Genomic DNA, 26,313 nt, shown 5'->3' on the forward strand with positions numbered 1-26,313 from the left:
GCTCGTCTCGTCCCCAGCCCGGGCCCCGGCCCCGTTCGCTCGACCGGGAGCAACCTGGTTGGGCTCCCAGCGAGCCGAGAGGGAGAATGACTGCATGAGTTCCAGCGCCGACGCGGCAGCGCGCGTACTGCCGACGTCCGAATCACCCGCAGCACCCGCCCAGACCGACGCCGACGAGGCCTCGTCGAGCACGCCGGCCACGGCCGAGCGACTCGGCTACACCCTGTGGGCCGTGCTGCGTCGTGACCCCCAGAACCCCTACGCGCCCGAGCTCGACGACGTCCCGCAGCTCGACGCGGTCGTCGACGCCCTCGCCGGCCTCGGCGTCACCGTGCGCGGCTTCTACGACGTCAGCGCGCTGCGTGCCGACGCCGACATCATGATCTGGCTGCACGGCGAGGTGCCCGAGGCCGTCCAGTCGGCCTACCGGCAGCTGCTGCGCACCGACGTGCTCGGCGGCCTGCTGCCCACCTGGAACGCCATGGGCATGCACCGCGAGGCCGAGTTCTCGCGCAACCACAGCCCGGCCTTCATGCGCGGCAAGGCGCCCGAGACGTGGCTCACGGTCTACCCGTTCGTCCGCAGCTACGAGTGGTACCTGCTGCCCGAGACCGAGCGGCGCCAGATGCTGGCCGACCACGGCAAGCAGGGCTCCGAGCACCGCGCGGTGCTGACCAACACGGTCGCCAGCTTCTCGCTCGGCGACTACGAGTGGATCCTCGCCCTCGAGGCTCCCGAGCTCGTCCAGCTGGTCGACCTCATGCGCGACCTGCGCTACACCGAGGCCCGCCGCCACGTCCGCGAAGAGATCCCGTTCTACACGGGCCGACGCATCCCCACCACCGACATCATCGAGGTCTTGTCGTGACCGACACCAGCAACATCACCAACGGGCAGCTCGTCCGCAACGCCACCCCGGCCGCGGCCGCGGGCCCCGAGCACGTCTCCGAGCCGACCGACTACGACGCCATCCTGCTGGCGGGCTTCGGCGGCCCCGAGGGGCAGGACGACGTCATTCCGTTCCTCCGCAACGTCACGCGCGGGCGGGGCATCCCCGAAGAGCGGCTCGAAGAGGTCGCCACCCACTACCGCCACTTCGGCGGCGTCAGCCCGATCAACGAGCACAACCGCGAGCTCAAGGCCGCCCTCGAGGCCGAGCTCGCGAGCCGCGGCATCGACCTGCCGGTGATCTGGGGCAACCGCAACTGGCAGCCGTACATGGCCGACGCCGTGCGCGAGGCCGACGAGCGCGGGTTCCGCAAGCTGATCGCCGTCGCGACCAGCGCCTACTCGTCGTACAGCTCGTGCCGCCAGTACCGCGAGGACTTCGCGATGGCGCTCGACGCCACCGGCCTCGAAGGCACGATGCAGATCGACAAGGTGCGCCAATTCTTCGACCACCCCGGCTTCGTGCAGCCGTTCATCGACGGCGTCCGTGACGCCCTCGTGAAGGCCCGAGCCGAGAACGAGGGCCTCGACCTGTCGACCGAGGTGCAGGTGCTGTTCGCGACGCACTCGATCCCGTCGACCGACGCGGCCAAGAGCGGGCCCGAGGCGCGCGGCTTCGACGCCGACGGCGCCTACGCGGCGCAGCACAAGGCGGTCGCCGAGGTCGTCATGGCCGCGGCCGAGGCCGCCCTCGACCTCGACCTGCCCGAGGGTGGCGGCACGACCGTGCCCTGGCAGCTCGTCTACCAGTCGCGCAGCGGCCCGCCGTCGATGCCCTGGCTCGAACCCGACATCAACGACGCCATCGACGACCTGGCCGGTGGGCCCACGCGTGCCGTCGTCATCGTGCCGCTCGGCTTCGTCAGCGACCACATGGAGGTCATGTGGGACTTGGACAACGAGGCGATGGAGACCAGCGAGAAGAACGGCTTCTGGGCGACGCGCACCCCGACGCCCGGCATCGACCCGACCTACGTCGCCGGGCTCGTCGACCTCGTGCTCGAACGTCGTGACGGGGTCCCGGCCGAAGACCGGCCGCACGTGACCGACCTCGGCCCCTGGTACGACGTGTGCCGCCCGGGCTGCTGCGAGAACGTGCGACTCGGGTTCAAGCCGGCCCTGTCCGGTCTGGCCCCCTGACCCGTGGCGACCATCCGCATCGGCACCCGGGGCAGCGCGCTGGCCGTCGCCCAGTCGACGACCGTGGCCGACCGCATCGCGGCCGCGACGGGTCGCGACGTCGAACTCGTCCGCATCAAGACCGAGGGCGACCGGTCGCAGGGTTCGGGCGAGTCGCTCGCCTCGCTCGGCGGCACCGGGGTCTTCGCCAGCGCCTTGCGCGAGGCCCTGTTGGCCGACGAGTGCGACGCGCTCGTCCACTCGTTGAAAGACCTGCCCACCGCCAGCCACCCCGGTCTCGTCATCGGGGCGACCCCCGCCCGGGCCGACGCCCGCGACGCCCTGTGCGCCCGTGACGGCCTCACCCTCGAGGGGCTGCCCGAGGGGGCCCGGGTCGGCACCGGCTCGCCTCGGCGGGCCGCCCAGCTGCGGTCGCGCCGCCCCGACCTCGAGGTGGTCGACATCCGGGGCAACGTCGACACGCGTCTCGGCCGGGTCGGAGACGACCTCGACGCCGTGCTGCTGAGTGCCGCCGGTCTCGGTCGGCTCGGCCGGCTCGACGCGGCGACCGAACTGCTGGGGCTCGGCTTCTGGCCCAGTGCGCCCGGTCAGGGCTCCCTGGCCGTCGAGGTGCGCGAAGGCGACCCGAACGAGTCGCTCGCCCGAGGGCTGGCCGCCGTCGAAGACGAAGACACCCGGCTCGTCGTGACGGCCGAGCGTGCCGTGCTGGCCGGTCTCGAGGCCGGTTGTGCCGCACCCGTGGGGGCCAGCGCGGTCGTCGACGCCGGGCTGCTGTTGCTCAGCGCGACGGTCTACAGCCCCGACGGCAGCAGGCGACTCAGCTCGTCGCACGCCGTCTCGCTCGACGACGGCCCGCTCGTCGCCCGCCTGGCCGACGTGCACGAGGTCGCCGGCCGCGTGGTCGACGAGCTGCTCGACTCCGGTGCCGCCGAGTTCGCCCCGCTCGGGGGCGGACCGTCCGGCGGTGACCCCCTGGGCAGCGCCTCGTGACGGCCGACAAGCCCCTGAAGGGCGTCCGCGTCCTGGTGCCGCGCGGCGGCAAGTGGGGCGACGGGGTCGCGGCCTCGCTGCGATCGCGCGGTGCGGCACCGGTCATCGCCCCGCTCATCAACTTCGCCCCGGCCGAGACCCCCGAGCTGCTGGCCGCGGCGCTCGCCCGTCTCGAGGCCGGCGTCTACGAGTGGCTCGTCGTCACCAGCGCCACGACGGTCGACGTGCTGGTCGGCAGCGGCATCCGGCCCCCGGCGTCGACCCGCGTCGCCGCCGTCGGTGAGACCACGGCCTCGGCCCTGGGCCTGGCGGGCGTGCGAGTCGACTTCGTGCCCGAGGGCGACAACTCGGCCCGTGGGCTCGTCAAGGAGTGGCCGGCCGACGAGGTCACCGGTCGCGTCCTCGTGCCCCAGTCCGACCTCGCCGAACCGACGCTCGTCGCCGGGCTGTCGGCCCGTGGGTTCGACGCCGAGTTCGTGTCGGCGTACCGCACGGTCGGCGTGCCCGTCTCGGCCGAGGTGCGCGACGGCGTCGCCGACGGCTCGATCGGCGTGCTGCTCGTCACCTCGGGCAGCGTGGCCCGTCAGATCGCCGCCCAACTGGCCCCCCTGCCCGCGGCCACGCTCGTCGCGTGCATCGGCCCGCGCACCGCCTTCGACGCCCGTGCCGCGGGACTGCCCGTGCACCTGATCGCCGAGACCCGATCGGCGGCCGCCCTCGTCGAGGCCGTGGTCGACCACGCCCTCGACGGCCGGACCGCCGGAACGCCCCCCACCGAGAAGGACTGATGTCTGAGTTCCCCCGCGTGCGGCCCCGCCGCCTGCGCGCAACCCCTGCCCTGCGCCGCCTGACCGCCGAGACCCGCCTCCACCCCGCCGACCTCGTGCTGCCGATGTTCGTCCGTGAGGGCATCGACGAGCCCAGCCCCATCTCGTCCATGCCGGGCGTCGTGCACCACAGCCTGTCGAGCCTGCCCCGGGCGATCGAGCAGGCGGTCGAGGCCGGCGTCGGCGGCGTGATGCTGTTCGGCGTGCCGCTCGAGAAAGACGCCGTCGGCTCGGGCGCGACCGACCCCGAGGGCATCCTCAACGTGGCCACCCGCGTGGCGGTCGACGCCGCCCAGGGCGCCCTCGTCGTGCAGACCGACCTCTGCCTCGACGAGTTCACCGACCACGGCCACTGCGGCGTCCTCGCCGCCGACGGCTCGGTCGACAACGACGCCACCCTCGTGCGCTACGACGAGATGGCCGTCGTGCAGGCCGAGGCCGGCTCGCAGCTGATCGGCATGAGCGGCATGATGGACGGCCAGATCGGCTCGGCCCGCGACGCCCTCGACGAGGCCGGCTTCGGGGGCACGGCGCTGCTCGCCTACGCGGCGAAGTACGCGTCGGCCTTCTACGGCCCCTTCCGCGAGGCCGTCCAGTCCACCCTCGTCGGCGACCGCCGCACCTACCAGATGGACGCCGCCAACGGTCGCGAAGGGCTGCGCGAGGTCGACCTCGACATCGCCGAGGGTGCCGACGTCGTCATGGTGAAGCCCGCCATGAGCTACCTCGACGTCCTCGCCGAGACCGCCGCGACCAGCACCGTGCCGGTCTGGGCGTACCAGATCAGCGGTGAGTACGCGATGATCCACGCGGCTGCCGCGAACGGCTGGATCGACCTCGACGCCGCCTCGTACGAGAGCGTGCTCTCGATCAAGCGGGCCGGCGCCGACGCGATCCTGACGTACTGGGCCACCGAACTGGCCACGCGCCTCCAGAAAGAGCGGTTCTGATGACCGAGCAGAGCAACGACACCTACTTCGCCCGCGCGAAGCGGTCGATCCCCGGCGGGGTCAACTCGCCCGTCCGCGCCTACGGTTCGGTCGGTGGCACGCCGCGGTTCCTCGTCGGAGCCAAGGGCGCGTACGTCACCGACGCCGAGGGGCGCGAGTACGTCGACCTCGTCGCGTCGTGGGGCCCGGCCATCCTCGGCCACACGCACCCCGAGGTGCTCGAGGCCGTGCAGCAGGCCGCCGCACGCGGCCTGTCGTTCGGGGCCTCGACCCCGGCCGAGACCGAGCTCGCCGAACTCGTGCGCGAACGCGTCGCCGTCGACGACCAGCGCCCTATCGGCAAGCTGCGCATGGTCTCGACCGGCACCGAGGCGACCATGACGGCCATCCGGCTCGCTCGCGGCTACACCGGCCGCGACCTGCTCGTGAAGTTCGCCGGCCACTACCACGGCCACTCCGACTCGCTGCTGGCCGAGGCCGGCTCGGGCGTCGCGACCCTGTCGCTGCCCGGTTCCGCCGGCATCACGGCCGAGACCGCCGCCCAGACGCTCGTGTTGCCCTACAACGACCTCGACGCCGTCCGAGCGGCCTTCGACGAACACGGCCCGCGCATCGCCGCCGTCATCGTCGAGGCGGCCGCCGCCAACATGGGCGTGCTCGCGCCGAACCGCGGCTTCAACCGCAGCCTCTCCGAGATCACGCGACGCCACGGTTCGCTGCTGATCGTCGACGAGGTGCTCACGGGGTTCCGGGTCGGTCGAGCGGGGTGGTGGGGCCTCGAGGCCTCGCAGGTCGTGCCCGACGGCGCGGGCTGGCAGCCCGACCTCGTCACGTTCGGCAAGGTCGTCGGTGGTGGCCTGCCGCTCGCCGCCCTCGGTGGGCGGGCCGAGGTCATGGACTTCCTGGCACCACTCGGCCCGGTGTACCAGGCGGGCACCCTGAGCGGCAACCCGGTCGCCGTGGCCGCCGGGCTCGCCACCCTGCGGCTCGCGACGCCCGCGGTCTACGCCCACCTCGACGCGGTGTCCGACACCCTGTCGCGAGCCGTCTCCGAGGCACTCTCTGCCGAGGGCGTCGAGCACACCGTGCAGCGCGCCGGTTCGTTGTTCTCGTTCGCCTTCACGGCGACCCCGCCCACGAACTACGACGACGTGCGGGCACAACAGGCCTGGCGCTACCCGCCCTTCTTCCACGCCATGCTCGACGCCGGGGTCAACCTGCCCCCCTCGGTCTTCGAGGCGTGGTTCGTGACGGCCGCGCACGACGACGAGGCGGTGTCGCGCATCGTCGAGGCGCTGCCCGCCGCGGCTCGCGCGGCGGCCCGCGCCGTCGTCCCCGGCTGAGACCGACCGACCTCGGATCGGCCCGACCGTCGTCGGCCTCGGGGCGACCCGGGCGCGCGCCTGCTCGACCCGCACCGTCCCGGCACGACGAACGACGCCGCCACCCTCTCGGGCGGCGGCGTCGTTCCCGTCTCGGGCGACCGTCTCAGGTCGACCGTCGGAGGTCGCCCACGATCGACCCGTGACGGCTCAGGCGGGGAAGGTGCCCTGCTCGCGCAGGCCGTCGAGCAGCTGCCTGGCGTACTCCTGCGTCTCGGGCCCGACGAGCACGGTGGCCGCGGCCTCGCCGTCGCCCTGGTCGATCGCCGTGACGAGCGAATCGGTGAAGGCGACGGCGTTCTCGACCGAGAACGCCGGGCCGGAGAGGCGCAGGATCAGCGCCGTGCGCGCACCCACCGTCTCTTCCATCCGGGCGAGCGAGGGGCTCGCGGCGTAGCCCACGAGGCCGTCGATCAGACGCTTGAACTCGAAGGCGTGGTCGGACTTCTTCGCCTTCAGGGCGGAGGTGACCGACTTGGCCAGCGCCCGGAACTCCTTGCGCTGGGCGTCGTCCATCGTGACGGCGGCCCGTCGGGCGGCGAGGCTCCAGACGCCCAGGGCGGCGTGGAGGGTGTCGTCGACCTCGGTCATCGACGGCTGGACGACCCGCGTGTAGCGGTTCGCCTCGATGTCGACCAGGCCGAAGTCGCTGAGCTTGGCGATGGCCTCGCGCACGGGGGTGCGCGAGACGCCGAGCCAGCTGACCAGCTCGTCGTCGTTGAGCCGTTCGCCCAGTTCGAGCGTGCCGTCGCCGATGGCGGCCAGCAGCTTGTCGAAGACGACGTCGCGCAGCAGTCGGCGCGGTGCCGGGGTGGTCTCGGGGGTGGGGATGGGCATGGGCTCCCTCTCGGATGCTCGGTCGTGGGGTGCGGCCGTCGTCGGGGCGGCCGTTCGGGTCAGGGGCGTCGGGACTCGACCGGGAAGAGGCCGGAGGCCTCGACGTCGCTGAAGAACTCGGTCCAGCTCTCGGGCTGGGTGCGGATGAGGCGTCCCACCTCGGTGGCGTCGCGGTCGGCGAAGGCCGTCCGCAGGTCGCGGCTGAAGGTGAGCGCCGCGTCCCAGGGGAAGAACCCGGCGGCGAAGGCCCGGCGCACGAGCAGCAGCAGTCGCGGTCCGCTCGCCAGTGACAGGCGCACCAACGAGGGGCTGCCCGCGGCCGAGAGCAGCAGCTCGTTCATGGCGTCGAGCGCCACGGCGTCTTCGGGCTCGCGCTTCTCGAAGGCGGCGACCCGGGCGTCGAGCACCCCGAGGACGGTCGAGAGCTGCTGGTCGGTCAGGGCGGGGGTCGCGCGCTCGGCCGACATCGCCCAGACCTGGTAACCGATCTCGACGGTGTCGACGAATTCGGCCATCGTGGGGGCGACGATGCGCGTGTAGCGGTTGGCCTCGATGTCGACGATGGCCTGGTCGGCGAGCTTGGCGATGGCCTCGCGCACGGGGGTGCGAGAGACGCCCAGCCAGGCGACCAGCTCGTCGTCGTTCAACCGTTCGCCCAGTTCGACCGTGCCGTCCATGATGGCGACGAAGAGCTTGTCGTAGACGACGTCGCGCAGCAGGCGACGAGGGGCGGGAGGCGCGTCAGAGTTCTGGGGGATGGGCATCGGGGCTCCTGGGCTCGGGTCGTCGACGGCTCCCTACGCCGCCTGGGGGTGCATGTCGCACCTTCCATGCCCGACAATCTATCGCGTATCCGGTACTTCAGGCGAGAGGTCCCGGCAGGCTCGGAGCAACGGGTCAGGCACCGACCCTGACGACGGTGCGCCCGCGGGTCTCGCCGGCGAGCACCCGGCGACCGGCGTCGACGACGTCGGCCAGGTCGACCTCGGTCGTCGCGGTGTCGAGCAGGTCGAGGTCGAGGTCGGCGGCCAGGCGCCGCCAGGCCGTGCGCCGGAGGGCAGGAGGCGCGTCCACCGAGTTCACGCCGGCCAGCGTCACGCCCCGCAGGATGAACGGCAGCACCGTCGTCGGCAGGTCGGACCCCTGGGCCAGGCCGCACGCCGTGACGACGCCGCCCCACGAGGTCTGGGCGAGGAGGGTGGCGAGGGTGCTGCTGCCGACGCCGTCGATCGCCCCCGCCCATCGCGCCCGTTGGAGGGGTCGCCCCTCGCTCGCGAGCTCGGCGCGGTCGATCACCGACGTCGCCCCGAGCGACCGCAGGTAGTCGGACTCGGTCTCGAGCCTGCCCGACGAGGCCGTCACCGAGTAGCCCAAACGGCTCAGCAGCATGACGGCCACCGAGCCGACGCCCCCCGCCGCCCCCGTGACGACGATCTCGCCGTCGCCGGGTGCCACGTCGCGTTCGAGTCGCAGCACGCTGAGCATCGCCGTGAAGCCCGCCGTGCCGACGGCTGCCGCCCGGCGGGGCGAGATGTTCTCGGGCAGCACCACGAGCGACTCCGAGGCCACGACGACGCGATCGGCGTAACCACCGTCACGGGTCTCGCCGAGCCCCGCCCCGTTGACGACGACGAGGTCACCCTGCGCGACCTCACCGGAGGCCGCGACGACGCGCCCCACCACGTCGATGCCCGGGACGAGGGGGTCGATCTTGGCCACCCCGGGGTCGCCGCGCAGGGCGAGGCCGTCTTTGTAGTTCACCCCCGACCAGAGGACCTCGACGAGGACCTCGCCGTCGTGGGGTTCGGGCTCAGGACGGTCGAGCAGGGCCGGGCCCCGGCCCTGCTCGACGACGACGGCACGCATGGCTGGAGGCTACGCGCCCTCGGTGGTGCGGGGGCGCGAGGCCGGGACGCCGTCGGCGGACCCGGTGCGGGCACCGAGGAACCCGCCGAGCGCGCTGACCAGGTCGAGCCCGGTCGTGGCCTTCACGACGTCTTGCAGCTGCGTCATGTTGTTGGCCACCGACTTCGTCAGTTCGTTCGCGCCGTCGGTCGAGACGACCGTGAGGGCGTCGATGTTGCCCATCGGGGCCGCCATCTCGCGAGCGATCTCGGGCAGGCGCGAGATCACCTGCGAGGCGAGGGCGGCCTGCCCGAACTTGCCCTGGGCCTCGGCCAGGGCGTCGACGGCCTCGGCCTCGGCCAGACCCTTGGCCTTGATGGCGGCGGCCTCGGCGCGACCGGCCGCCTCGACGGCGGCCGCCTCGTTCTCGGCCGCGTTGCGGGCGGCGTCGGCGAGCTGCGTGCGACGGAAGGCCTCGGCCTCGACGGCGGCGTTGGCGGCGTCGCGCTCGGCCTCGGCGTTCTGCACCGACGCGTAGGCCGCGGCCTCGGCCGGCTGACGGACCTCGATGTTCAGGCGTTCTTGGTTGACCTTGGCCTGCTCGGCGACGGCGATGCTCTCTTGCTCGGCGACGAGCTTGTCTTGCATGGCCCGGGCGAGCTCGCCCGCCGCGGCGGCCTCGGCCTGGGCCCGGTCGGTCTCGGCCTTGATCTGCGCCTGGCGGACGTCGAGCTGCAGCTGGCGCTCGGCCGTCTGCTGCGTGTTGCCGATGCGGGCCAGGGCGGCGATGCGCTCGGCCTCGGCCTCGGCGACGTCGGCGTTCTGCTTCGCGACGGCGGCCTCGGCCCGACCGCGGTCGGCGAGGTAGGTGCTGCCGGGCGTCTCGATCTCGCGGATGTTCATGGTCTCGATCTGGAGGCCGAGTTCGGCGAGCTCGCCCTTGGTCTCGTTGACCGCGTCGGCCGCGAGCCGCGAGAAGTTCTTCACCAGGTCGTCGACCGGCTGCCCACCGATCAGGCCGCGGATCGAGCCCTCGAGCGACTGCTGAACGATGACGGGCAGCTGCTGCTGCTGCAGCAGGTAGCGCTGGGCCGCGCGGCGGACGCCGTCCTCGGTGCCGGTGACCTTGAAGTTGACCGTCGCCTTGACCGCGGTGCGGATGTAGTTGGCGTCGATCGCCTGCACCTCGACCGGGGTCTGGTACTGCTCGAGCGAGAGCTTGAACCCCTCTTGGAAGATCGGCCAGACGAACGTGCGGCCACCGATGATGACCTTCTGGGGGCTCGAGATGCCGCCGCCCTCGGAGCGTTCGGCACCACGGCCGACGACGATGAGCGCCTCGTTCGGCGGGACGCGGCGGACCCGGCTGGCGACGAACGACAGCAGGGCGAGCACGATGACGACGGCGACGACGATGGCGACGACGCTGACGTTGGAGGAGATGAAGTCCACGGGGCTTCCTTTCAGTTGGTCTGGGGATCAGCGGGTGCCGGGTCGCCGAGCGGCGCGACCTCGACCCGCGGGCCGTTCTCGGCCACCACGCGGACCCGGACGCCGCGCTCGATGCGCTCGGCGCTGGTGGCCAGTCGGCGCTCGAGTTCGCGGACGCCGTCGAGGCGCACCTCGCCCCCGCCGGGGCCGGTGGCCTCGGTCGTGACGCCGACGAAGCCGACCGGCGACCAGTGGCCACCGCTCTCGCGACGGGTCACCCGACGCACGACGAGCTGGATCAGCACCAAAGCGACGAGCGCCATGCCGACCTCGACGGCGTACGTCCAGCCCGGCGCGAGGTCGGTCTGCGACGTGACGACGCCCGCGAGCCCGAAGATGGCCAGGGCCGCGCCCAGGGCGACGCCCGACACGAGCCCGTCACCGACGTCGAACACGTCGAGCAGGTCGCCCACGACGATGCTGACGAGCAGGAGCAGGAGCCCGATCGCCCCCACCACGATGAACGTGATCATGCGTCGAGACTGTCAGAGTCCGGCCGCGAGCACATCGGCTGCGCGACGGACCCGGGAGCGGTCAGGGGGTCGCCGGGCCTGGGGACGAGTCGTCGGGCCCCCGGCCCCCGCCTCACCCGAAGAGGATCGCGGCCTCGTCGTAGCGGTTCTGCGGCACGACCTTGAGGCTGTCGAGCGCCTCCTCGAACGACACGTGCACGATCTCGGTGCCGCGCAGGGCGACCATGCGGCCCCAGCGCCCCTCGACGACCGCGTCGCTCGCGGCCATGCCGAGGCGGGTCGCGAGTACGCGGTCGTACGAGGTGGGCGTGCCGCCGCGCTGGATGTGGCCCAGCGTCGTGGCGCGGGTCTCGATGCCGGTGCGCTCCTCGATGACGGGGGCGAGGCGCTCGCCGATGCCGCCGAGTCGCGGTCGCCCGAACGCGTCCAGGCCGCGCTCGGAGTGCACGTCGCTCTCGTGGTCGGGCACGAAGCCCTCGGCCACGACGACGAGCGGGGCGCGCCCGCGGTCGTAGGCGGACTGCACCCACTCGACGATCTGGTCCATGCTGGTCGCCTGCTCGGGGATGAGGATGGCGTGGGCGCCCGCGGCCATCCCCGAGTGCAGGGCGATCCAGCCCACGTGGCGGCCCATGACCTCGGCGACCATGCACCGGCTGTGCGAGTCGCCGGTCGTCCGCAGGCGGTCCATCGCGTCGGTCGCGATCTGCACCGCGGTGTCGAAGCCGAACGTGTAGTCGGTGGCGCCGAGGTCGTTGTCGACGGTCTTGGGCACGCCGACGATCTTGAGCCCGGCGTCGGTCAGGCGCTTGGCGGCGGCCAGGGTGCCCTCGCCGCCGATCGCGACCATGGCGTCGATGCCGAACCGCTCCATGTTCTCGGCGATGCGGTCGACGCCGCCGTCGCCCTCGAAGGGGTTGGTGCGGCTCGTGCCGAGGATCGTGCCGCCCTGCTTGGCGATGCCCTGGATCTCTTTGCGGGTGAGGGGCATGACGTCGCCGTCGACGACGCCGCGCCAGCCGTCGCGGAACCCGACGAACTCTTGTCCGTGGATCTGCGTGCCCTTGAGCACGGCTCCGCGGATGACCGCGTTGAGACCGGGGCAGTCGCCGCCGCTGGTGAGAATGCCGATTCGCATCGAGGGGCTCCATCGCATCGAGGGGCCCTGTCGACGGGCCGAGGTCGAGTCCCATCATGGACCACCAGGAGGCGCGGCACCCGTCCGCGACGCCGGTCGCCTCACGGCCGGGGCGCGCAGGCGGTCGTACTACCCTCGCCTGCATGAGCAACGAGCAGCCGGCGCGCCCGCCGTCGCCGTGGGCACGCTTCGCCCGACCCGCGTCGAGCGAGCCCGAGCGCGGCGAGTTCCCGTTCGGCCCGCCTCGGCCGGTGCACCCCGAGGCGACCCCGACCGACCACGGCTGGCCGCTCGACGCACCCGTGGCCCCGCAGCCCGTCCCCGCGCAGCAGCCGTTCCCGTCGCAGCCCGTCGGGCAGCCCGCGGGCTCGCCCACCTGGGGCTCCGACGGCCGCCAGGTATGGGCGCCGACGGCCGACCCCGCGCCGACCGCCGTGGGACCGAGCGACGCCCGCGCCGAGAACGCCGGCCTCGGTTCGTACTTCTTCCCCGCGGACGACGACTGGTCGTCGTCCCCGCCCCGCTCCGACGACGGGGGGCGCGGTCTCGCCGTCGCGGCCGTCGTCTTCGGCGTCTTCTTCGCGCCGCTCGGCCTGGTCTTCGGCATCGTGGCCGCCCGCCGGGCACGGGCCGCCGGCGGACCGGCCACCCTGGCCCTCGTCGGCGTCGTCGTCGCCTCGGTCGTCATCGTGCTGAGCATCGCGTGGGCCGTCTCGGCCCTCGGCTACTACTCGCAGCTCGCGACCGCGTGCGCGCAACTCGGCCCGGGCGACTACGTCAACGCCGACGGCCAGACCGTCACCTGCGGCTGACCCGACGGGGCAGGCGCGCGGGCCGTCCCGGACGACCCGCGCGCGCCTCCTCGGCTAGAGCGAGACGGTGCCGGTGTCGGCGACGTTCTTCGGGTGCCCGCCGGTCACGGCGGCCTTGGCGTACTTGAAGAGGGTGACGGCCTTGGGCTCGTTGCTGACCCAGTACTCGGCCGTGTCGACGTCGACCTCGAGCAGCGCCACGCCCGGGTCGTCGCGGCCCTCGTCGAACCACGCCTCGGCGCCGGGGGTCCACAGCTCGTCGATGAGGGCGGGGTCCTTCACGACCGACGCCGTGCCCGCCAGCGAGAGGTAGCCCTTGCCGGTCTCGACGGCGACGTTCACCTGCGGGTGCGCCGTGACGTCGTCGACCTTGGGGGAGGGGTCGCGCGTGAAGAAGTACACCTTGCCGTCGAAGTCCCGGTCGACCAGGGCGAGCGGACGGCTCACGAGGTGGCCGTTGCTGCTCTGGGTGGTGAGGATGCCGATGCGGCCCGCGTCGAGGACCTCGCCGATCTTGCTGCTGTCGTTGGTCTCAGTCATGTCGCGGACCCTACGCCCGGGGCGTGCCCGTGGTCACAGGCCGCTGCGTGCGGCGACGGTCACCCGGCGACGGCGACCACCCGGGAGGCGCGGTGGGCGGAGCAGGGCACCTCGCCCTCCGACGCGCACGCGTCGCAGACCACGAGCTGCTCGCGGCAGTCGCGGTCGACGCAGTTCTGCATGCGTCTGGTGGCCCCGGAGCAGGCCACGCACCGACCGAGGACGGCGGCGTGGTCGCTGAACTCCACCGAGCCACGCCCGTCGAAGACGTACAGGGAGCCGTCCCAGAGGCCGTCGTCGCCGTACTGCTCGCCGTAACGCGCGATGCCGCCGTCGAGCTGGTGCACCCGGGTGAACCCGCGGGCGACCATCAGCGAGCTCAGCACCTCGCACCGCACGCCTCCGGTGCAGTAGGTGACGACGGTCTCGTCCTTCAGGTGGTCGAAGCGGCCGCTGTCGAGCTCGGCCACGAACTCGCGCGTGGTGGCGACGTCGGGCACCACCGCCCCGCGGAACCGGCCGATGCGCGACTCGAACGCGTTGCGCCCGTCGAAGAACGTCACGTCCTCGCGTTCGACGAGGTCGTGCAGTTCGGTGGGCGACAGTCGGGTGCCGGCCCCGACGACGCCGTGCTCGTCGACCTCGAGCTCGTCGGGGGCGCCGAAGGTCACCAACTCGTCGCGCACCTTGACCGACAATCGCGGGAAGTCCCGGCCCGTGCCCTCGCTCCACTTCACGTCGAGACCCGAGAAGGGCCCGTAGCCCCGGGTCGCGCGCAGCCATCGCTTGACGTCGGGCAGGTCGCCGCCGAGGGTGCCGTTGACCCCGTGCCGCGACAGCAGCACCCGGCCGGTCAGCCCGTGCCGCTCGGCGAGGGTGTGCTGCCACAGCCGCACGGCTTCGGGGTCGGCCAGGGGGGTGAACGAGTAGAACAGCACGATCTTGGGGGTCGACACGGCGGGAGCCTACCGGAAGGGCACCGTGCACAGGGCATGTATGCCCTATGCTTTCATGCGACATGTGACACACGCCGACGAGAGGCCGACATGCCCGTCCCCATCACCGCCGAACACGCCATCCCGCGCCGACTGCACAAGGACGCCGTCTTCGACCACCTCGTGGCGGCGATCCTCGACGGTTCGCTGGCACCGGGCGAGCGCCTCCGCGACGTCGACCTCGAACGCTGGCTGGGCGTCTCGCGGACCCCCATCCGCGTGGCCCTCGCGAGACTCGCCGGCCTGGGGCTCGTCGAGACCGCCTCCACGCGCGAGACCCGGGTGGTGCGGCGCCGCGCCGGGGCCGCCGCCGACATTCTGGCGACGGGCTGCGTCCTGGCCGGCCTCGCGGTCGTCGACGCCTCCGCCACCCAGGGGGCCGGCGTCCGGGCCGAGCTGGCCGAGGCCCTCGACGGGCTGCTCGACGGGCTGCTCGACGGCCTGCCCGACGGGCTGCCCGACGGGCCGCTCGGTGGGCTGCTCGGCGGCGGGGGACGAGCGGGGCGACCGACGGCCGGCCGAGGGGCGGGCGCGACGGCCGCCGGGCTCGTCGACGACGCGGTGCAGGTGGCGTCCCGCCTGACGGGCGTCGCCGGGTCGAACGAGCTGCTGCGGCGCCGGCTCGAGACGACCGGCCTCGTCCTGCGGCACCACCTGCCCGCCCTCGACCGCGAGGCGGGCCGGGCCGTGCTCGAGGCCCTCGATGACCTGCGGGCGGTCCTCTCGGCGCCTCCGCCGCTCGACGCCGCGCCACGTTCCGGCGACGCCGCGGGCGGCACCGCCGGTGACACCGCGGGTGACGCCGTGGGCCACACCGCCGGTGACACCATCGGGGCCGACGTCGCGACCGTGCTGGGCGGGCTCGCCGCCCGGTTGGTCGCGATGGCGGGGCCCGGCCCCGTCGCTCCGGCCCCGTCGTCGGCCACCGTGATCGGGCCGGGCCGGGCCACGTTGAGCTCGGGCGTCCACGCCGTCCTCTCGCGGGCCGTGCTCGACGGGGTGCTCGCGCCGGGCGAACGCCTGGTCGACGACGAGCTCATCGCGTGGCTGGGCGTCTCGCGGACGCCCATCCGCACCGCCCTCGAACGCCTCGGCGACGGGGGGTTGGTCCTGCTCGCGGCGAACCGGTACACGCGGGTGGCCCTGCCCGACGCCGACGACCTCGACGACGCGCGGTCGCTCTACGCGCACCTGCTGGCCTGGTCGATCGACCGGCCCGCGGCCGACGGCGGCCCCGACCCCGACGAGGTCGACCGGCTGCTGACGGGCGTGCGACCGTGGGCCCACCGCGTCGAGGGCCGTCCGCTGACCGCGGTCTCGCTGCGTCCTGCGTCGAGCGTCCTGCGCCTCATGGCGTCGGTGCCGGCGTCGGGTGCCCTGGCGCGGACCCTCGACGACGTCGGGCCCCGTCTCGGCCACGCGGTCATCAGCCTGGGGCTCGAGTTGCCGGTGGGGGCGTGGCAGGCCTTCGAGACGAGCGTCCGCGTGGGGCTGACGCGCTCCGACGGCACCCGGGGCCGGGCCGTGACCGCGCTGCTCGACGCGCTCGCACCCGCCGCCGCGACGCCCACGAGCGAACCGTGAGTGTCGGCGGGCCGGGTTAGCATCACGGCGTGCCCTCGTCCGTCCACGCTCCCGTCGCCGACCCTCGCCCGGTCCGGCGCGTCGACGACGTCTACCGACCAGAGGCTCCTGTCGACGTGCGCGCCGCGCTCCGGCCGTTGGGTCGGGGCAGTGGCGACCCGACGTTCCGTGTCGACGGCGACCGCGTGTGGCGGGCGTTGCGAACGCCCGAGGGGGTCGCGAGCCTCGTCGTCTCGGCGAGCCGCGCCTCCTCGTCCGTGGCGATCAGCGCGTGGGGGCCGGGCGCCGAGTGGGCCGTCCGCCACGCCCCCGAGATGCTCGGGCGGGGCGACGACTGGTCGGGGCTCGACGTCTCGGGCAACGCGTTCCTGTCGGCGGCGCGACACCGCTCGCCCGGCCTCCGGCTCACCCGCACCAACCAGGTGCTGCAGATGCTCGTCCCCGCCGTCCTCGAGCAGAAGGTCACGAGCGTCGAGGCCTGGCGTGCGTGGCGCGAGCTCGTCCGACGGCACGGCGAACCCGCCCCCGGCCCGGTGCCCGAGGGGCTCGTCGCCCCGCCCGACGCCGAGGGCTGGAGGCGCGTGCCCAGTTGGCAGTGGCACCGCGCGGGGGTGGGCCCCCAGCGGTCGGCCACCGTCATGCGGGTCTGTGCGGTGGCCCCGGCCCTCGAGCGCACCCTCGCGCTCGGCCGCGGGGGCGACGAGGTCTCGCGGCGCCTGCGGTCGATCCCCGGGGTCGGCGTGTGGACGGCAGCCGAGACGACGCAGCGCGCCCACGGCGACCCCGACAGCCCGAGCGTCGGCGACTACCACCTGCCCGCCCTCGTGGGGTGGGCGCTGATCGGCCGCCCGGTCGACGACGACGGCATGCTCGAGCTGCTCGAGCCGTGGCGCGGTCAGCGCGAACGGGTCATGCGACTGATCACCGGCAGCGGTTTCGCGAAGCCGCGCTTCGGCCCGCGCATGACCATCCAGGACCACCGCTTCCACTGACCGGGCTCGGCCCACGCGACCTCGGTCAGACGGCGGAGCGGGCGCAGTCGCTGGTGTCGGTGGCGTCGACGTCGGCGGCCCCGACCTGCTGGTCGAGGCGGCTCGTGCGGTCGCCGGTGCCCGGGCCGACGACCCCGTCGGGCGACGCGTCGGTGCCGATCGCCTCGAGCACCCGGTGCGAGAAGTCACGCACGACGTCGTCGTCGCCGGCCAGCACGTCGGTGAAGTAGCGCTTGATCGCAGCCGTGTGGCCCCGGGTCGCCGCGAGCATGGCCCGGCGGCCGTCGGCGGTGAGCTCGACCCACGTGCCGCGGGCGTCCGACGAGCACTCCGTCCGGCGGACGAGGCCCCGGCGCTCCATGCGCGTCACCTGGTGGCTCACCCGGCTCTTCTCCCAGCCGATCTGCTCGGCGATGTCGCGGACGCGTGAGCGTCGATCGCTGCTGCGACCCAGCCCGACGAGGATCTCGTACTCGGGTGCCGAGACCCCGGAGTCGCTCTGCAGGCGCACCTCGAGCGCGCGGTCGAGTCGCCGTCTCATGACGTAGAAGGAGTCCCAGACGACCCACTCCTCGTCGGTGAGTTCGTCGGCCATTCGCCCAGTGTAGGGACGGTGGTGCGGCATATCCTCGAGCCATGTCCGATGTTCACGCCGACGAGGTCACGCAGCAGACCATCGAGACAGCCCGCCGCTGGTGGGACGCCGCCCACGCCGTCCCGGTGCAGGGCTCCGCCGCCCGGCTGACCGAGGTGCTGCGCGACCCCGAGGGCCTCGACTTCGCCCGGGGGTTCGCCGACCGCGTGGTGCGCCCCGAAGACGACCGGGTGGCCGCCGCCGCCCTCGACGCGCTGAGCCGCCGCACCCCGGCCTTGCTGCCCTGGCACCTGCGGGCGGCGATCTCGTTCGGCGGGGGCTTCGGCCCGATCGCGCCACGACCGATCATGCCGGTCGCCCGCCGGGCGCTCCGCCACATGGTCGGCCACCTGCTCGTCGACGCGCCACCCGAGAAGCTCGGGCAGGCCCTGGGCGCCCTGCGACGCGACGGCGTCCGGCTCGACGTCACGGCCTGGGGGCCCACGGTGTCGGGCCCGGCCGAGGCCGACCGACGGCTCGCCGCCACCACGGCGCTCGTCGAACGGCCCGACGTCGAGCGCGTCACGACGACCGTGCGCGAGCTCGTGGGGCCCACGTCGCCGTGGGCGTTCGACGAGACGAGCGACCTGGCGGTCTCGAGGCTCGGGCCCCTCGTCGACCTCGCCGCGACCTCGGGCACCCTCCTCACGTTCGGCGTCGACCGTCACGCCGACGTCGACCTGACCATCGACGTCTTCACGCGCCTCCTCGACCGGCCGGGTCACGAGTCCGACACGGCGGGCATCGTCGTGCAGTCGTACGTCCCCGAGGCGCTCGACTCGCTGCGGCTGCTGACCGACTGGGCCCGGGCGCGCGTCGACGGTGGCGGCGCCCCGATCACGGTGCGGCTGGTCAAGGGCGGGTCGCGGCTCGACGAGATCGTCGACGCCCGCCTGAACGACTGGCCCGTCGTCACCTTCGACGCCAAGCACGAGACCGACGCGAGCCACCTCCGCCTGGTCGACTTCGCCCTCCGACCCGAGAACGCGGCCGTCGCCCGCGTCGGGCTCGCGGGGCACGACGTCTTCGACGTGGCCCACGCGGTGACGGTCGCACGCCGCCACGGCACCGAGCACCTGCTCGACGTCGAGCTGTGGTCGGGGCTGACGCCCGGCCTCGCCGAGGTCCTTCGGTCCGAGCTGCCCGGGCTCGTCCTGCAGGTGCCGGTGATCGACCCCGACCGGTTCGACTCCGCGGTGCGGCACCTCGTCGGAAGGCTCGACGCGCTCGCCGACCCCGCCGGGTTCCTCGTGAGCACCCTCGACGTCGACCACGAGGCGGCCTTCGCGAGAGAGACCCGTCGGCACGAACGGGCCCTCGGGGCGGTCGACGAGTTGACGACCACCCCGCGTCGTCGACGTGACCGCTCGGGTCCGCTCGACGAGGGCGCCGACCACGTCCTCGACTTCGTCGCCGAGGCCGACACCGACCCGTCGCTCGACGGCAACCGGCGCTGGGGCCGGGGCGTGCTCGGTCGGGCACGGCGGTCGACGGCCGGCGTCGACACCGCCGACGCGGCGCCCACCCTCGAGGCCGACGCCGTCGAGGCCCTGACGACCCGCGCCTCCCAGGCGGGCGCGGCCTGGGGCCGGCAAGAACCGGCCACGCGGGCCGAACTGCTCGACCTCGCGGGACGCGAGCTCGCGCTCCGGCGGTCACGACTGATCGAGGTGTCGATCAGCGAGTCGGGCGCGACCCTGTCCGAGGCCGACCACGAGGTCGGTGCCGCCGTCGACGCCGCGCACCGGCTGGCCGGCTTGACCCGCGACCTCGCGACCATCGTCACCGCCGAGCACCGGCCGCCGCGCCTCACCGTCGTGCTGCCCGACCCCGTCACCCCCGTGGCCAGCACGGTCGAGGCCACGCTCGCCGCGTTCGGGGCGGGCAGCGCGGTGGTGGTCCGGCTGCCGCGCACCCGCCGCCGGACGGTCGCCGTCGTCGCCGAGGCGCTCTGGGCCGTCGGCGTGCCCGACTCGCTGCTGGCCCTCGTCGAGGCCGACGACCCCGACCACGACCGTGCCCTGCTCCTCCACCCGTCGGTCGACCGGGTCGTGGGGCACTCGACGGTCGACGCCGTCGTGGCCCTCCGAGAGGCGCGCCCCGAGCTCGACCTCGCCGTGCGGACGACCGGGGTCACCTCGATCGTCGTCACCCCCGCCGCCGACCTCGAGCGCGCCGCCGCCGACGTCGTGACGAGCGTCGTCGACCACGCCGGTCGCGGCCACGGAGCACTCGACCTCGTGATCGCCGTCGGTTCGGTCGGCCACGGCGCGACGTTCCGGCGACTGCTGCGCGAGGCGTTCGAGGCGGTCTCCGTCGGCCCGGCCGACGTCGTCACGACCACGGTGGGCCCGCTCGGCGCCACGCCCACCGGCACCGACCTCGACGCCCTGACCGTGCTCGGCCCCGGCGAGTCGTGGCTGCTCGAGCCCCGGCCGCTCGACGAGACGGGGTCCCTGTGCTCGCCCGGGGTCCGCGTCGTCGTCGACCCCCGGGGCGCCTTCGCCTCCACTCCGCACGCCGTACCCGTCGTGGGTCTCGTCGTGGTCGAGACGCTGGCCGAAGCCGTCGCCCTGCAGAACGCCGAGGGCGGGGGCGACGTGGCGGGCCTGCACACGCTCGACGTCGACGAGGTCGACGAGTGGCTGCACACGGTGCGCGCCGGCGACCTGGTGGTCGGCCGCCCGACCACCGGGGCCCGGGTCCGTCGGCGCCCGACCGGGGGCTGGGGTCGGCGCGCCCTGGGCCGGGGTCTCAAGCCGGTCGGCCCCCATGCCCTGGTCGGTCAGGGCTCGTGGCGTCACCTGCCGCACGAGCCTCGTCCGTCGCTGCGGCTGCACGACGTCTCCGGGGGTGTGACCCGTCTGGTCGACGCCGCCCGACCGTCCCTGTCGTTCGAGCAGTTCGACTCGCTCCGCACCGCCGTCGAGAGCGACCAGCACGCCTGGGAGGCCGAGTTCGGCCTGGCGCGCGACGTCTCGGGTCTCGTGGTCGAGCGCAACGTCCTGCGCTACCGCCCGCACGCGGTCACCGTGCGGCTCTCGGCCGGTGCCGACCCGGCCGGGCTGATCCGGCTCGTGGCCGCCGGGGCACGCGCGGGGGCGACCCTGACGATCAGTTCGGCGGTGCCGGTGCCGGCCGGGCTCGTGCACCTGTGGCGCGCCTCCTCGTCCCCGGTCCGGGTGCGCGACGTCGTGGTCGAGAGCGACGCGTCGTTCGTCGCCCGCGCCGCGGCGGGGGCCCTGCAGGGCGAGGCGGCCGACGCGGCCGGCCCCGACGTGCTCGACCTGCTGGCCGAGGCCGCGGGTGGCCAACCCGCGTCGCGTGAGGAGGCGCGGGTCGACGACTCGAGGCCCGTCGCGTCGCCCGAGGCGGTGCGGGCCTACCGCGGGCTGCGCATCCGCCTGGTCGGCGGTGACCCGGCGGCCCTGGCCCGAGCGGTGCAGGGCAGCCCCGACGTGACGATCGTGTCGGGCGAGGTGACCGAAGAGGGTCGCATCGAGCTGCTGACCTTCGTCCGCGAGCAGTCCGTCTCGATCACGGCCCACCGCTACGGTCGGCTCGAGCCCGCGCTGGCCGACCTCCGTCTCTGAGGCGCGGCCCGACGGCGTGCGCCGGAGTCAGGCCGAGCGGCGGCTGATCAGCTTCGACAGGACGATGGCACTGCGCGTGTGATCGACGTTCGGGGCGTTGCGGACGCGCTCGAGGGCCTCTTCGAGCGAGGGGATGTCGCGGCTGCGCATGTGGACGATGGCGTCGGCGCTGCCGGTGACCGTGCCGGCGTCGACGACCTCGGGGACCGTGCCGAGGATGCGCTGCAGTTCTTGGGGCGAGACCGTCCCTCGGCAGAAGAGCTCGACGTAGGCCTCGGTGCCGAGCCCGTCGACGGCCGGGTCGACCTGGACGGTGAAGCCCTTGATGACCCCGTCGGCCACGAGCCGGTCGACGCGCCGCTTCACGGCCGAGGCGCTGAGGCCGACCGAGGCGCCGATGTCGCCGTACCCGGCGCGGGCGTTCTGGCGCAGCAGGTCGATGATGCCGTAATCGAGGTTGTCCACACGAGGACGATACGCCCGAAAACTGCATGAAGGCTCACAAATACGCAAGAAAAGTGCGTCGGAGCTCGGCATCGTGCGCGCCGGCGATGTGACACTGATCCGGTGAGCCTGACGATCGAACCCACCGACCTGCCCGACGCGACCGCCCGACGGGACGCCGCCCGCGTGGCGAGCCACCGCACCGTCTTGATGTGCCGACCGGAGCACTTCACCGTCAGCTACAAGATCAACCCCTGGATGGACCCGGCCCAGCCTACCGACACGGCACGGGCCCTGGAGCAGTGGCAGACGCTCTACGACACCTACGTCGGCCTCGGCTTCGACGTCGAGCTCATCGAACCCGAACCGGGCCTCCCCGACATGGTCTACGCGGCCAACGGCGGCTTCGTCCTCGACGGCGTCGCCTACGGCGCGCGCTTCACCTTCCCCGAGCGGCAGGCCGAGGGCCCGGCGTACATGCGGTGGTTCGCCTCGGCCGGCTTCGAGGTGGCGGAGCCCGCCGAGACCAACGAGGGCGAGGGGGACTTCCTGCTCGTGGGTGACGTGATCCTCGCCGGCACCGGGTTCCGCAGCGACTCGAGCTCGCACGACGAGATCGGCCGCGTCTACGGCCGCGAGGTCGTCAGCCTCACCCTGGTGAACCCGAGCTTCTACCACCTCGACACCGCGATCGCCGTGCTCGACCCCGAGCCCGTCGACGGTCGGCACACCATCGCCTACCTCGAGAGCGCCTTCGACGACGCGTCGCTCGCGATCCTGCGCACGCGGTTCCCCGACGCGATCCTCGTCAGCGAGGAGGACGCCGCCATCCTGGGGCTCAACTCGTACTCGGACGGCCTCAACGTCGTCATCGCCGCCCGCGCGAAGGGCTTCGAGCGCCAGCTGCGCGAGCGCGGCTACAACCCGATCGGCGTCGACCTCTCCGAGCTGCTGCTCGGCGGCGGCGGCGTCAAGTGCTGCACCCTCGAACTGCGGCGCTGACGCCCGGGCCGGCCCGGCCAGACCCGGGCCGGGCCGTGCCTCCGGCGCCGGGGCCCGTCGAGCCCCGGCGAGGGCGTCAGTCCGACGGGCGGACGAACAGGTAGACGACGCTGCGACCCGTGCGGTGCTCTTGTCGGATCTCGTAGCCCTGGTCGCGCAGCTGACGCAGGTCGGCGTCGCTGAGCACGTCGACCGACAGCCTCGCGATCCACAGCCGGTCGACCGACGAGAGGCGGTCGGCGAGTTCGGCGGCGTCGTCCTCGTCGTCGAGTCGCAGCGTGACGTCCGAGTACGAGCCCGAGGGCAGTCCCGAGCGGACGAAGGCTACGTCGTCGAGCGCGGCGAAGCGGCCGGGGTAGGCGTAGATCGCCTGGCGCGGGCGGGTCGAGACCGTGCCGGTCGCGTCGAGCAAGAACGCGTCGCCCGGTCGGGCCTGGCTCTCGATGTAGCTCGAGAGCTGCGACAGGTCGCTGCCGCCGCCCTTGCCGGTCGGCAGGCGCTGCAGCACGTACGTCGGGGCGGAGGCGACGACCAGCAGGGCGACGAGGGCGATGCTGATCCACCGGCGGCGGAAGCCCGTGACGGCGACGGCCAGCAGCAGGCACATGCCCGGGGCCGAGAACGTGACCAGCCGTGAGGTGAACACAGGTGAGAGCGCGAGACCCAGGGCGAGCAGCATCCCCGCGGGCAGGGCCACCCACAGCGCTCCCAGCAGGACGACGCTGCCGGGCGTCCGCGACCGGTCGCGCAGGCGAGTCCCGAGCAGGATCAGCAACGCCGCCGAGACGACCGCGAACGCCAGCCCGGTGACGAACCACGGCTCGACCAGCACCGTGAACCACGTGATGTCGGCGCCCGTCGACGGGTCGGCCTCGCCGAGGAGGCGCGAACGCTCGGCCAGGACCGTCCCGATGACCGGCGCGGTCGCGAACAGCGCGGCCCCGGTCGAGACCGACCAACCGAGGAGGCGGTGGCGGGCTCCGCGACGACGGCGCTGTGCCGGCGCCAGCAGCAGGAACACCCCGTGCACGACGATGATCAGGCCGAGCGGCACGAAGGTGGCGATCGAGCCGGCCAGGACGGCGCCGTATCCGATCCACCACCGCCGACGGTGTCGCCGGGACGCGACGAGCAGCAGGACGGTCACCCACACGGCCAGGGCGGCCGAGAGGGCGTAGGGCCGGGCCTCGGCGGCTTCGAGCGTGAACCGCGGCAGCACCGCGAAGAGGGCGGCGGCGATCAGGGCCGTGCGACGCGTCGTCAGCATCCGCGTCAGGACGAGCACGCCCGCGGCACCGGCCCCGACGAAGACGGCCGAGGGCAACCTCGTCACCACCTCGGCCTCGCCGAAGGCACCGATCCAGAAGTGCATGAGCAGGTAGTAGACGGTGTGCACCGCGTCGCGCTGGTCGACGAAGGCCAGCAGCTGACCGAGGGGCAACCGGGCGACCTGCAGCGTCGTCGCCTCGTCGCTCCAGTACGAGGGCACCCAGCTGGCCGCCGCACCGAGCAGCATCGCTGCGAGACCGGCCACCAGGGGGTCGAGCCAGCGGCTGCGCGGTGGGACGACCGCCGGGTCGTGACCGATGCTCACGCGACCGCCCGGCGGCCAACCGTGGTGGCTGCCCTCCTGAACGAGTGAGGCCCGCTAAGCGAGTCAGGTCTGTTAAACGAGTCAGGCCCCGCCTGAGCGGGGCCTTCTGTGGCTGGACACGGCATCGATCCGTGGACCTTTCGATTTTCAGTCGAACGCTCTACCAACTGAGCTACCCAGCCGTGAGGGCCCGAAGCCCCCAGGCGATGAACTCGCCTTGGCGACCCTGACCGGACTTGAACCGGCGACCTCCGCCGTGACAGGGCGGCGCGCTAACCAACTGCGCTACAGGGCCAAACTTGCTGCTGTGAGACAGCGTACTCGATGTTCTCTTGTGGTTGGTGCAGGTGGTGCGGTGTCATGATGCTCGGCGCTGGTGACCCCAACGGGATTCGAACCCGTGCTGCCGCCGTGAAAGGGCGGTGTCCTAGGCCACTAAACGATGGGGCCGTGTCCGAGGACGTCATAGCAACCGATCACAGAGCATACGGATGATCGGGGCCAAAAGCAAAACGGGGCGACGCCGGGTCGGCGGGCGCGCCTCCTCGTCCCCCGTTCTGGTCACGCGACTCGCCCGCCACTCCGTCGCGATTGACCGGGGATGGTCCCCGCGACGGCTAGTTTCAAGTCGTTCTCGAGAGTTCGGGCCCGCCCTCGGGTCGGCCCGCCCGTGCGCGCTGCCCTTCCGGTGCTGTACGGGACCGCCCGCCCGGGTTAGCGTGTGACCACACGGCGACCCCCGGCACGACGGACTCGACGCCGTCACGACGAATCGGACCCCTTCGATGACCACCACCCGCCGACCCGGCCGAGCCCGCCTGGCGAGCCTCACGTCGGGCCCGCTCGCGCCGTCCTCGCGACTGGCCCGGGTGGTCGTCACGATCGCCGCCGCGTCGCTGCTGCTCACCGCCGGAGTCGTCGGCCTGCCGGCGTCGTCGGCCAGCGCCGCGACCTACCCGTCGTGGGAGGACGTGCAGAAGGCCCGGGGCGACGAGGCCGCGAAGCAGGCCGAGATCACCAACCTCGAGGGCATCCTGACGCAGATGCAGTCCGACCTCGACGCGAAGAACACCGAGGCCGAGAAGCGCGGCGACGAGCTGCAGAAAGCCCAGTCCGCGTACGACGACGCGCAGTACAAGACCGCACAGCTGCAGTCGCAGGCCGACGCCGCCGACACGGTCGCCGCCGCGAGCGAGGAGCGCGCCGGCCAGCTGGCCGCGCAGCTCGGGCGCTCGGGGGGCACGAACGGCGTCAGCGGCAGCCTGCTCGCCGACCCGGGCGAGGCGGGGCAGCTGCTCTACAAGCTCGGCGCGATGAGCAAGCTCACCGAGCAGGCCGACGGCATCTACGCGCAGGCCACCCAGGACCGCAACACGGCGCAGGGGCTGTCGGACCAGGCCGCCGTCGCCGAGGCGGCCCTCGCCGTGCTCGCCGACACGGCGCAGCAGGCCCTCGCCGACGCCAACGACGCCGCCCAGGCCGCCAGCGACGCTCTCGACGCGCAGCAGGAGAACCAGGCGCGGCTGCAGGCCCAGCTCGAGACCCTGAAGACGAACGTCGACCACACCGAGGCCGAGTACCAGAAGGGCGTCGAGGAGTCGCGTGCCGCCGCCGCGGCCGCCGCTGCGGCGACCAACGGCACGGCGCTCGGCGTCGTCTCGCCCCAGGGCTGGACCCGCCCCGCCGGCGGCAACATCTCGAGCGGCTTCGGCATGCGGGTCAACCCCGTCACGCACGCGTACATCCTGCACGCCGGCACCGACCTCGCCGCGGGTTGCAACACCCCCATCTACGCGGCCACCGCGGGCGTCGTCACCTACGCCGGCTGGTACGGCGGCTACGGCAACTTCGTGCTCGTCGACCACGGCAACGGCATCACGACCGGGTACGGCCACCAGCCGAACGGCGGCATCATGGTGAGCGTCGGCCAGGCCGTCGGCACCGGCCAGCAGATCGGCCACGTCGGGTCGACCGGCAACTCGACCGGCTGCCACCTGCACTTCGAGACCCGCGTCGGCGGCGTCGCACAGAACCCGCAGCCGTTCATGGCCGATCGGGGCATCAAGCTCTAGCCACCGCGCCCGCCTCGGGCCGCACCCACG

23 protein-coding genes and 3 tRNA genes are annotated in these 26,313 nt (G+C 73.4%); 12 read left to right on the top strand and 14 right to left on the bottom strand.

Annotated features, from left to right (window positions below):
• Nucleotides 1–94: 94 nt before the first annotated feature.
• The 6 genes from hemQ to hemL are packed head-to-tail and all read left to right on the top strand — an operon-like array spanning nucleotide 95 to nucleotide 6,198.
• Complete coding sequence (hemQ, locus tag ITJ55_RS14380; protein WP_194596000.1) at nucleotides 95–868, top strand: hydrogen peroxide-dependent heme synthase; 774 nt, start codon at nucleotides 95–97, stop codon at nucleotides 866–868.
• A complete protein-coding gene (locus tag ITJ55_RS14385) occupies nucleotides 865–2,088 on the top strand; it encodes a ferrochelatase (protein ID WP_194596001.1) in 1,224 nt (407 codons plus the stop codon). The genes hemQ and ITJ55_RS14385 overlap by 4 nt, the downstream gene beginning before the upstream one ends.
• Before the next feature lie 3 nt (nucleotides 2,089–2,091).
• Nucleotides 2,092–3,078, top strand: a complete 987-nt coding sequence (gene hemC, locus ITJ55_RS14390; protein WP_194596002.1) for a hydroxymethylbilane synthase — start codon at nucleotides 2,092–2,094, stop codon at nucleotides 3,076–3,078.
• Nucleotides 3,075–3,866: a uroporphyrinogen-III synthase gene (locus ITJ55_RS14395; protein WP_194596003.1), complete on the top strand. Its 792-nt coding sequence runs from the start codon at nucleotides 3,075–3,077 to the stop codon at nucleotides 3,864–3,866. Before hemC ends, ITJ55_RS14395 begins: the two co-directional genes overlap by 4 nt.
• Entirely contained in the window at nucleotides 3,866–4,855 is a 990-nt protein-coding gene (hemB, locus tag ITJ55_RS14400) for a porphobilinogen synthase (protein ID WP_194596004.1), read from the top strand. The genes ITJ55_RS14395 and hemB overlap by 1 nt, the downstream gene beginning before the upstream one ends.
• Entirely contained in the window at nucleotides 4,855–6,198 is a 1,344-nt protein-coding gene (gene hemL / locus ITJ55_RS14405) for a glutamate-1-semialdehyde 2,1-aminomutase (RefSeq protein ID WP_194596005.1), read from the top strand. The genes hemB and hemL overlap by 1 nt, the downstream gene beginning before the upstream one ends.
• A gap of 189 nt (nucleotides 6,199–6,387) precedes the next feature.
• Here the strand turns inward: hemL and ITJ55_RS14410 are convergent, their stop codons facing one another.
• The 6 genes from ITJ55_RS14410 to ITJ55_RS14435 form a co-directional block, all read right to left on the bottom strand.
• On the bottom strand, nucleotides 6,388–7,074 hold the full coding sequence (locus ITJ55_RS14410) for a GntR family transcriptional regulator (protein ID WP_194596006.1): 687 nt from the start codon (nucleotides 7,072–7,074) through the stop codon (nucleotides 6,388–6,390).
• Between the two features lie 59 nt (nucleotides 7,075–7,133).
• The gene (locus ITJ55_RS16105; RefSeq protein ID WP_228498534.1) at nucleotides 7,134–7,838 is read right to left on the bottom strand and encodes a GntR family transcriptional regulator; all 705 of its coding nucleotides are present in this window, start codon (nucleotides 7,836–7,838) and stop codon (nucleotides 7,134–7,136) included.
• Nucleotides 7,839–7,971: 133 nt separating this feature from the next.
• Nucleotides 7,972–8,940, bottom strand: coding sequence for an MDR family oxidoreductase (locus ITJ55_RS14420; RefSeq protein WP_194596007.1), 969 nt, complete (start codon nucleotides 8,938–8,940; stop codon nucleotides 7,972–7,974).
• A 9-nt stretch (nucleotides 8,941–8,949) separates the two neighbouring features.
• On the bottom strand, nucleotides 8,950–10,371 hold the full coding sequence (locus tag ITJ55_RS16375) for an SPFH domain-containing protein (protein ID WP_056260137.1): 1,422 nt from the start codon (nucleotides 10,369–10,371) through the stop codon (nucleotides 8,950–8,952).
• 11 nt (nucleotides 10,372–10,382) lie between these two features.
• Entirely contained in the window at nucleotides 10,383–10,883 is a 501-nt protein-coding gene (locus ITJ55_RS14430; RefSeq protein ID WP_194596008.1) for an NfeD family protein, read from the bottom strand.
• Between the two features lie 112 nt (nucleotides 10,884–10,995).
• Entirely contained in the window at nucleotides 10,996–12,021 is a 1,026-nt protein-coding gene (locus ITJ55_RS14435) for a 6-phosphofructokinase (protein ID WP_056260133.1), read from the bottom strand.
• Between the two features lie 143 nt (nucleotides 12,022–12,164).
• Here ITJ55_RS14435 and ITJ55_RS14440 point away from each other — a divergent pair, with 143 nt between their 5' ends.
• Nucleotides 12,165–12,833: a hypothetical protein gene (locus ITJ55_RS14440; RefSeq protein ID WP_194596009.1), complete on the top strand. Its 669-nt coding sequence runs from the start codon at nucleotides 12,165–12,167 to the stop codon at nucleotides 12,831–12,833.
• Between the two features lie 54 nt (nucleotides 12,834–12,887).
• On the opposite strand, the gene ITJ55_RS14445 is transcribed toward ITJ55_RS14440, so the two are convergent.
• Complete coding sequence (locus tag ITJ55_RS14445; RefSeq protein ID WP_194596010.1) at nucleotides 12,888–13,373, bottom strand: pyridoxamine 5'-phosphate oxidase family protein; 486 nt, start codon at nucleotides 13,371–13,373, stop codon at nucleotides 12,888–12,890.
• Nucleotides 13,374–13,432: 59 nt separating this feature from the next.
• On the bottom strand, nucleotides 13,433–14,329 hold the full coding sequence (locus tag ITJ55_RS14450; RefSeq protein ID WP_194596011.1) for a rhodanese-related sulfurtransferase: 897 nt from the start codon (nucleotides 14,327–14,329) through the stop codon (nucleotides 13,433–13,435).
• A gap of 90 nt (nucleotides 14,330–14,419) precedes the next feature.
• On the opposite strand from ITJ55_RS14450, the gene ITJ55_RS16580 reads away from it, so the two are divergent.
• Nucleotides 14,420–15,952 carry a GntR family transcriptional regulator gene (locus tag ITJ55_RS16580; RefSeq protein ID WP_370544185.1) on the top strand — a complete coding sequence of 511 codons (1,533 nt, stop codon included), beginning with the start codon at nucleotides 14,420–14,422 and terminating at the stop codon, nucleotides 15,950–15,952.
• A 29-nt stretch (nucleotides 15,953–15,981) separates the two neighbouring features.
• Nucleotides 15,982–16,944 carry a DNA-3-methyladenine glycosylase gene (locus ITJ55_RS14465; protein ID WP_370544186.1) on the top strand — a complete coding sequence of 321 codons (963 nt, stop codon included), beginning with the start codon at nucleotides 15,982–15,984 and terminating at the stop codon, nucleotides 16,942–16,944.
• Nucleotides 16,945–16,969: 25 nt separating this feature from the next.
• Here the strand turns inward: ITJ55_RS14465 and ITJ55_RS14470 are convergent, their stop codons facing one another.
• The gene (locus ITJ55_RS14470) at nucleotides 16,970–17,539 is read right to left on the bottom strand and encodes a MarR family winged helix-turn-helix transcriptional regulator (protein WP_194596012.1); all 570 of its coding nucleotides are present in this window, start codon (nucleotides 17,537–17,539) and stop codon (nucleotides 16,970–16,972) included.
• Nucleotides 17,540–17,580: 41 nt separating this feature from the next.
• Here ITJ55_RS14470 and ITJ55_RS14475 point away from each other — a divergent pair, with 41 nt between their 5' ends.
• Nucleotides 17,581–21,171 (top strand): proline dehydrogenase family protein, encoded by a 3,591-nt coding sequence (locus ITJ55_RS14475; protein WP_194596013.1) that lies wholly within the window; start codon nucleotides 17,581–17,583, stop codon nucleotides 21,169–21,171.
• Between the two features lie 27 nt (nucleotides 21,172–21,198).
• Here ITJ55_RS14475 and ITJ55_RS14480 read toward each other — a convergent pair whose 3' ends face one another.
• Nucleotides 21,199–21,636: an Lrp/AsnC family transcriptional regulator gene (locus ITJ55_RS14480; protein WP_043593232.1), complete on the bottom strand. Its 438-nt coding sequence runs from the start codon at nucleotides 21,634–21,636 to the stop codon at nucleotides 21,199–21,201.
• 102 nt (nucleotides 21,637–21,738) lie between these two features.
• On the opposite strand from ITJ55_RS14480, the gene ddaH reads away from it, so the two are divergent.
• Complete coding sequence (ddaH, locus tag ITJ55_RS14485; protein WP_370544187.1) at nucleotides 21,739–22,617, top strand: dimethylargininase; 879 nt, start codon at nucleotides 21,739–21,741, stop codon at nucleotides 22,615–22,617.
• A 76-nt stretch (nucleotides 22,618–22,693) separates the two neighbouring features.
• Here the strand turns inward: ddaH and ITJ55_RS14490 are convergent, their stop codons facing one another.
• The 4 genes from ITJ55_RS14490 to ITJ55_RS14505 all read right to left on the bottom strand — a co-directional run bounded on the left by ITJ55_RS14490 (nucleotide 22,694) and on the right by ITJ55_RS14505 (nucleotide 24,661).
• On the bottom strand, nucleotides 22,694–24,211 hold the full coding sequence (locus ITJ55_RS14490) for a glycosyltransferase family 39 protein (RefSeq protein ID WP_194596014.1): 1,518 nt from the start codon (nucleotides 24,209–24,211) through the stop codon (nucleotides 22,694–22,696).
• A gap of 109 nt (nucleotides 24,212–24,320) precedes the next feature.
• A tRNA-Phe gene (locus ITJ55_RS14495) sits at nucleotides 24,321–24,393 on the bottom strand.
• Nucleotides 24,394–24,429: 36 nt separating this feature from the next.
• Nucleotides 24,430–24,506: transfer RNA gene (locus tag ITJ55_RS14500), tRNA-Asp, on the bottom strand.
• A gap of 79 nt (nucleotides 24,507–24,585) precedes the next feature.
• Nucleotides 24,586–24,661: transfer RNA gene (locus ITJ55_RS14505), tRNA-Glu, on the bottom strand.
• Between the two features lie 335 nt (nucleotides 24,662–24,996).
• Here ITJ55_RS14505 and ITJ55_RS14510 point away from each other — a divergent pair.
• Nucleotides 24,997–26,283: a M23 family metallopeptidase gene (locus ITJ55_RS14510; protein ID WP_194596015.1), complete on the top strand. Its 1,287-nt coding sequence runs from the start codon at nucleotides 24,997–24,999 to the stop codon at nucleotides 26,281–26,283.
• Nucleotides 26,284–26,313 lie beyond the last annotated feature (30 nt).

This window comes from Frigoribacterium sp. VKM Ac-1396, assembly GCF_015350895.1.
Classification (GTDB): Bacteria; Actinomycetota; Actinomycetes; order Actinomycetales; family Microbacteriaceae; genus Frigoribacterium.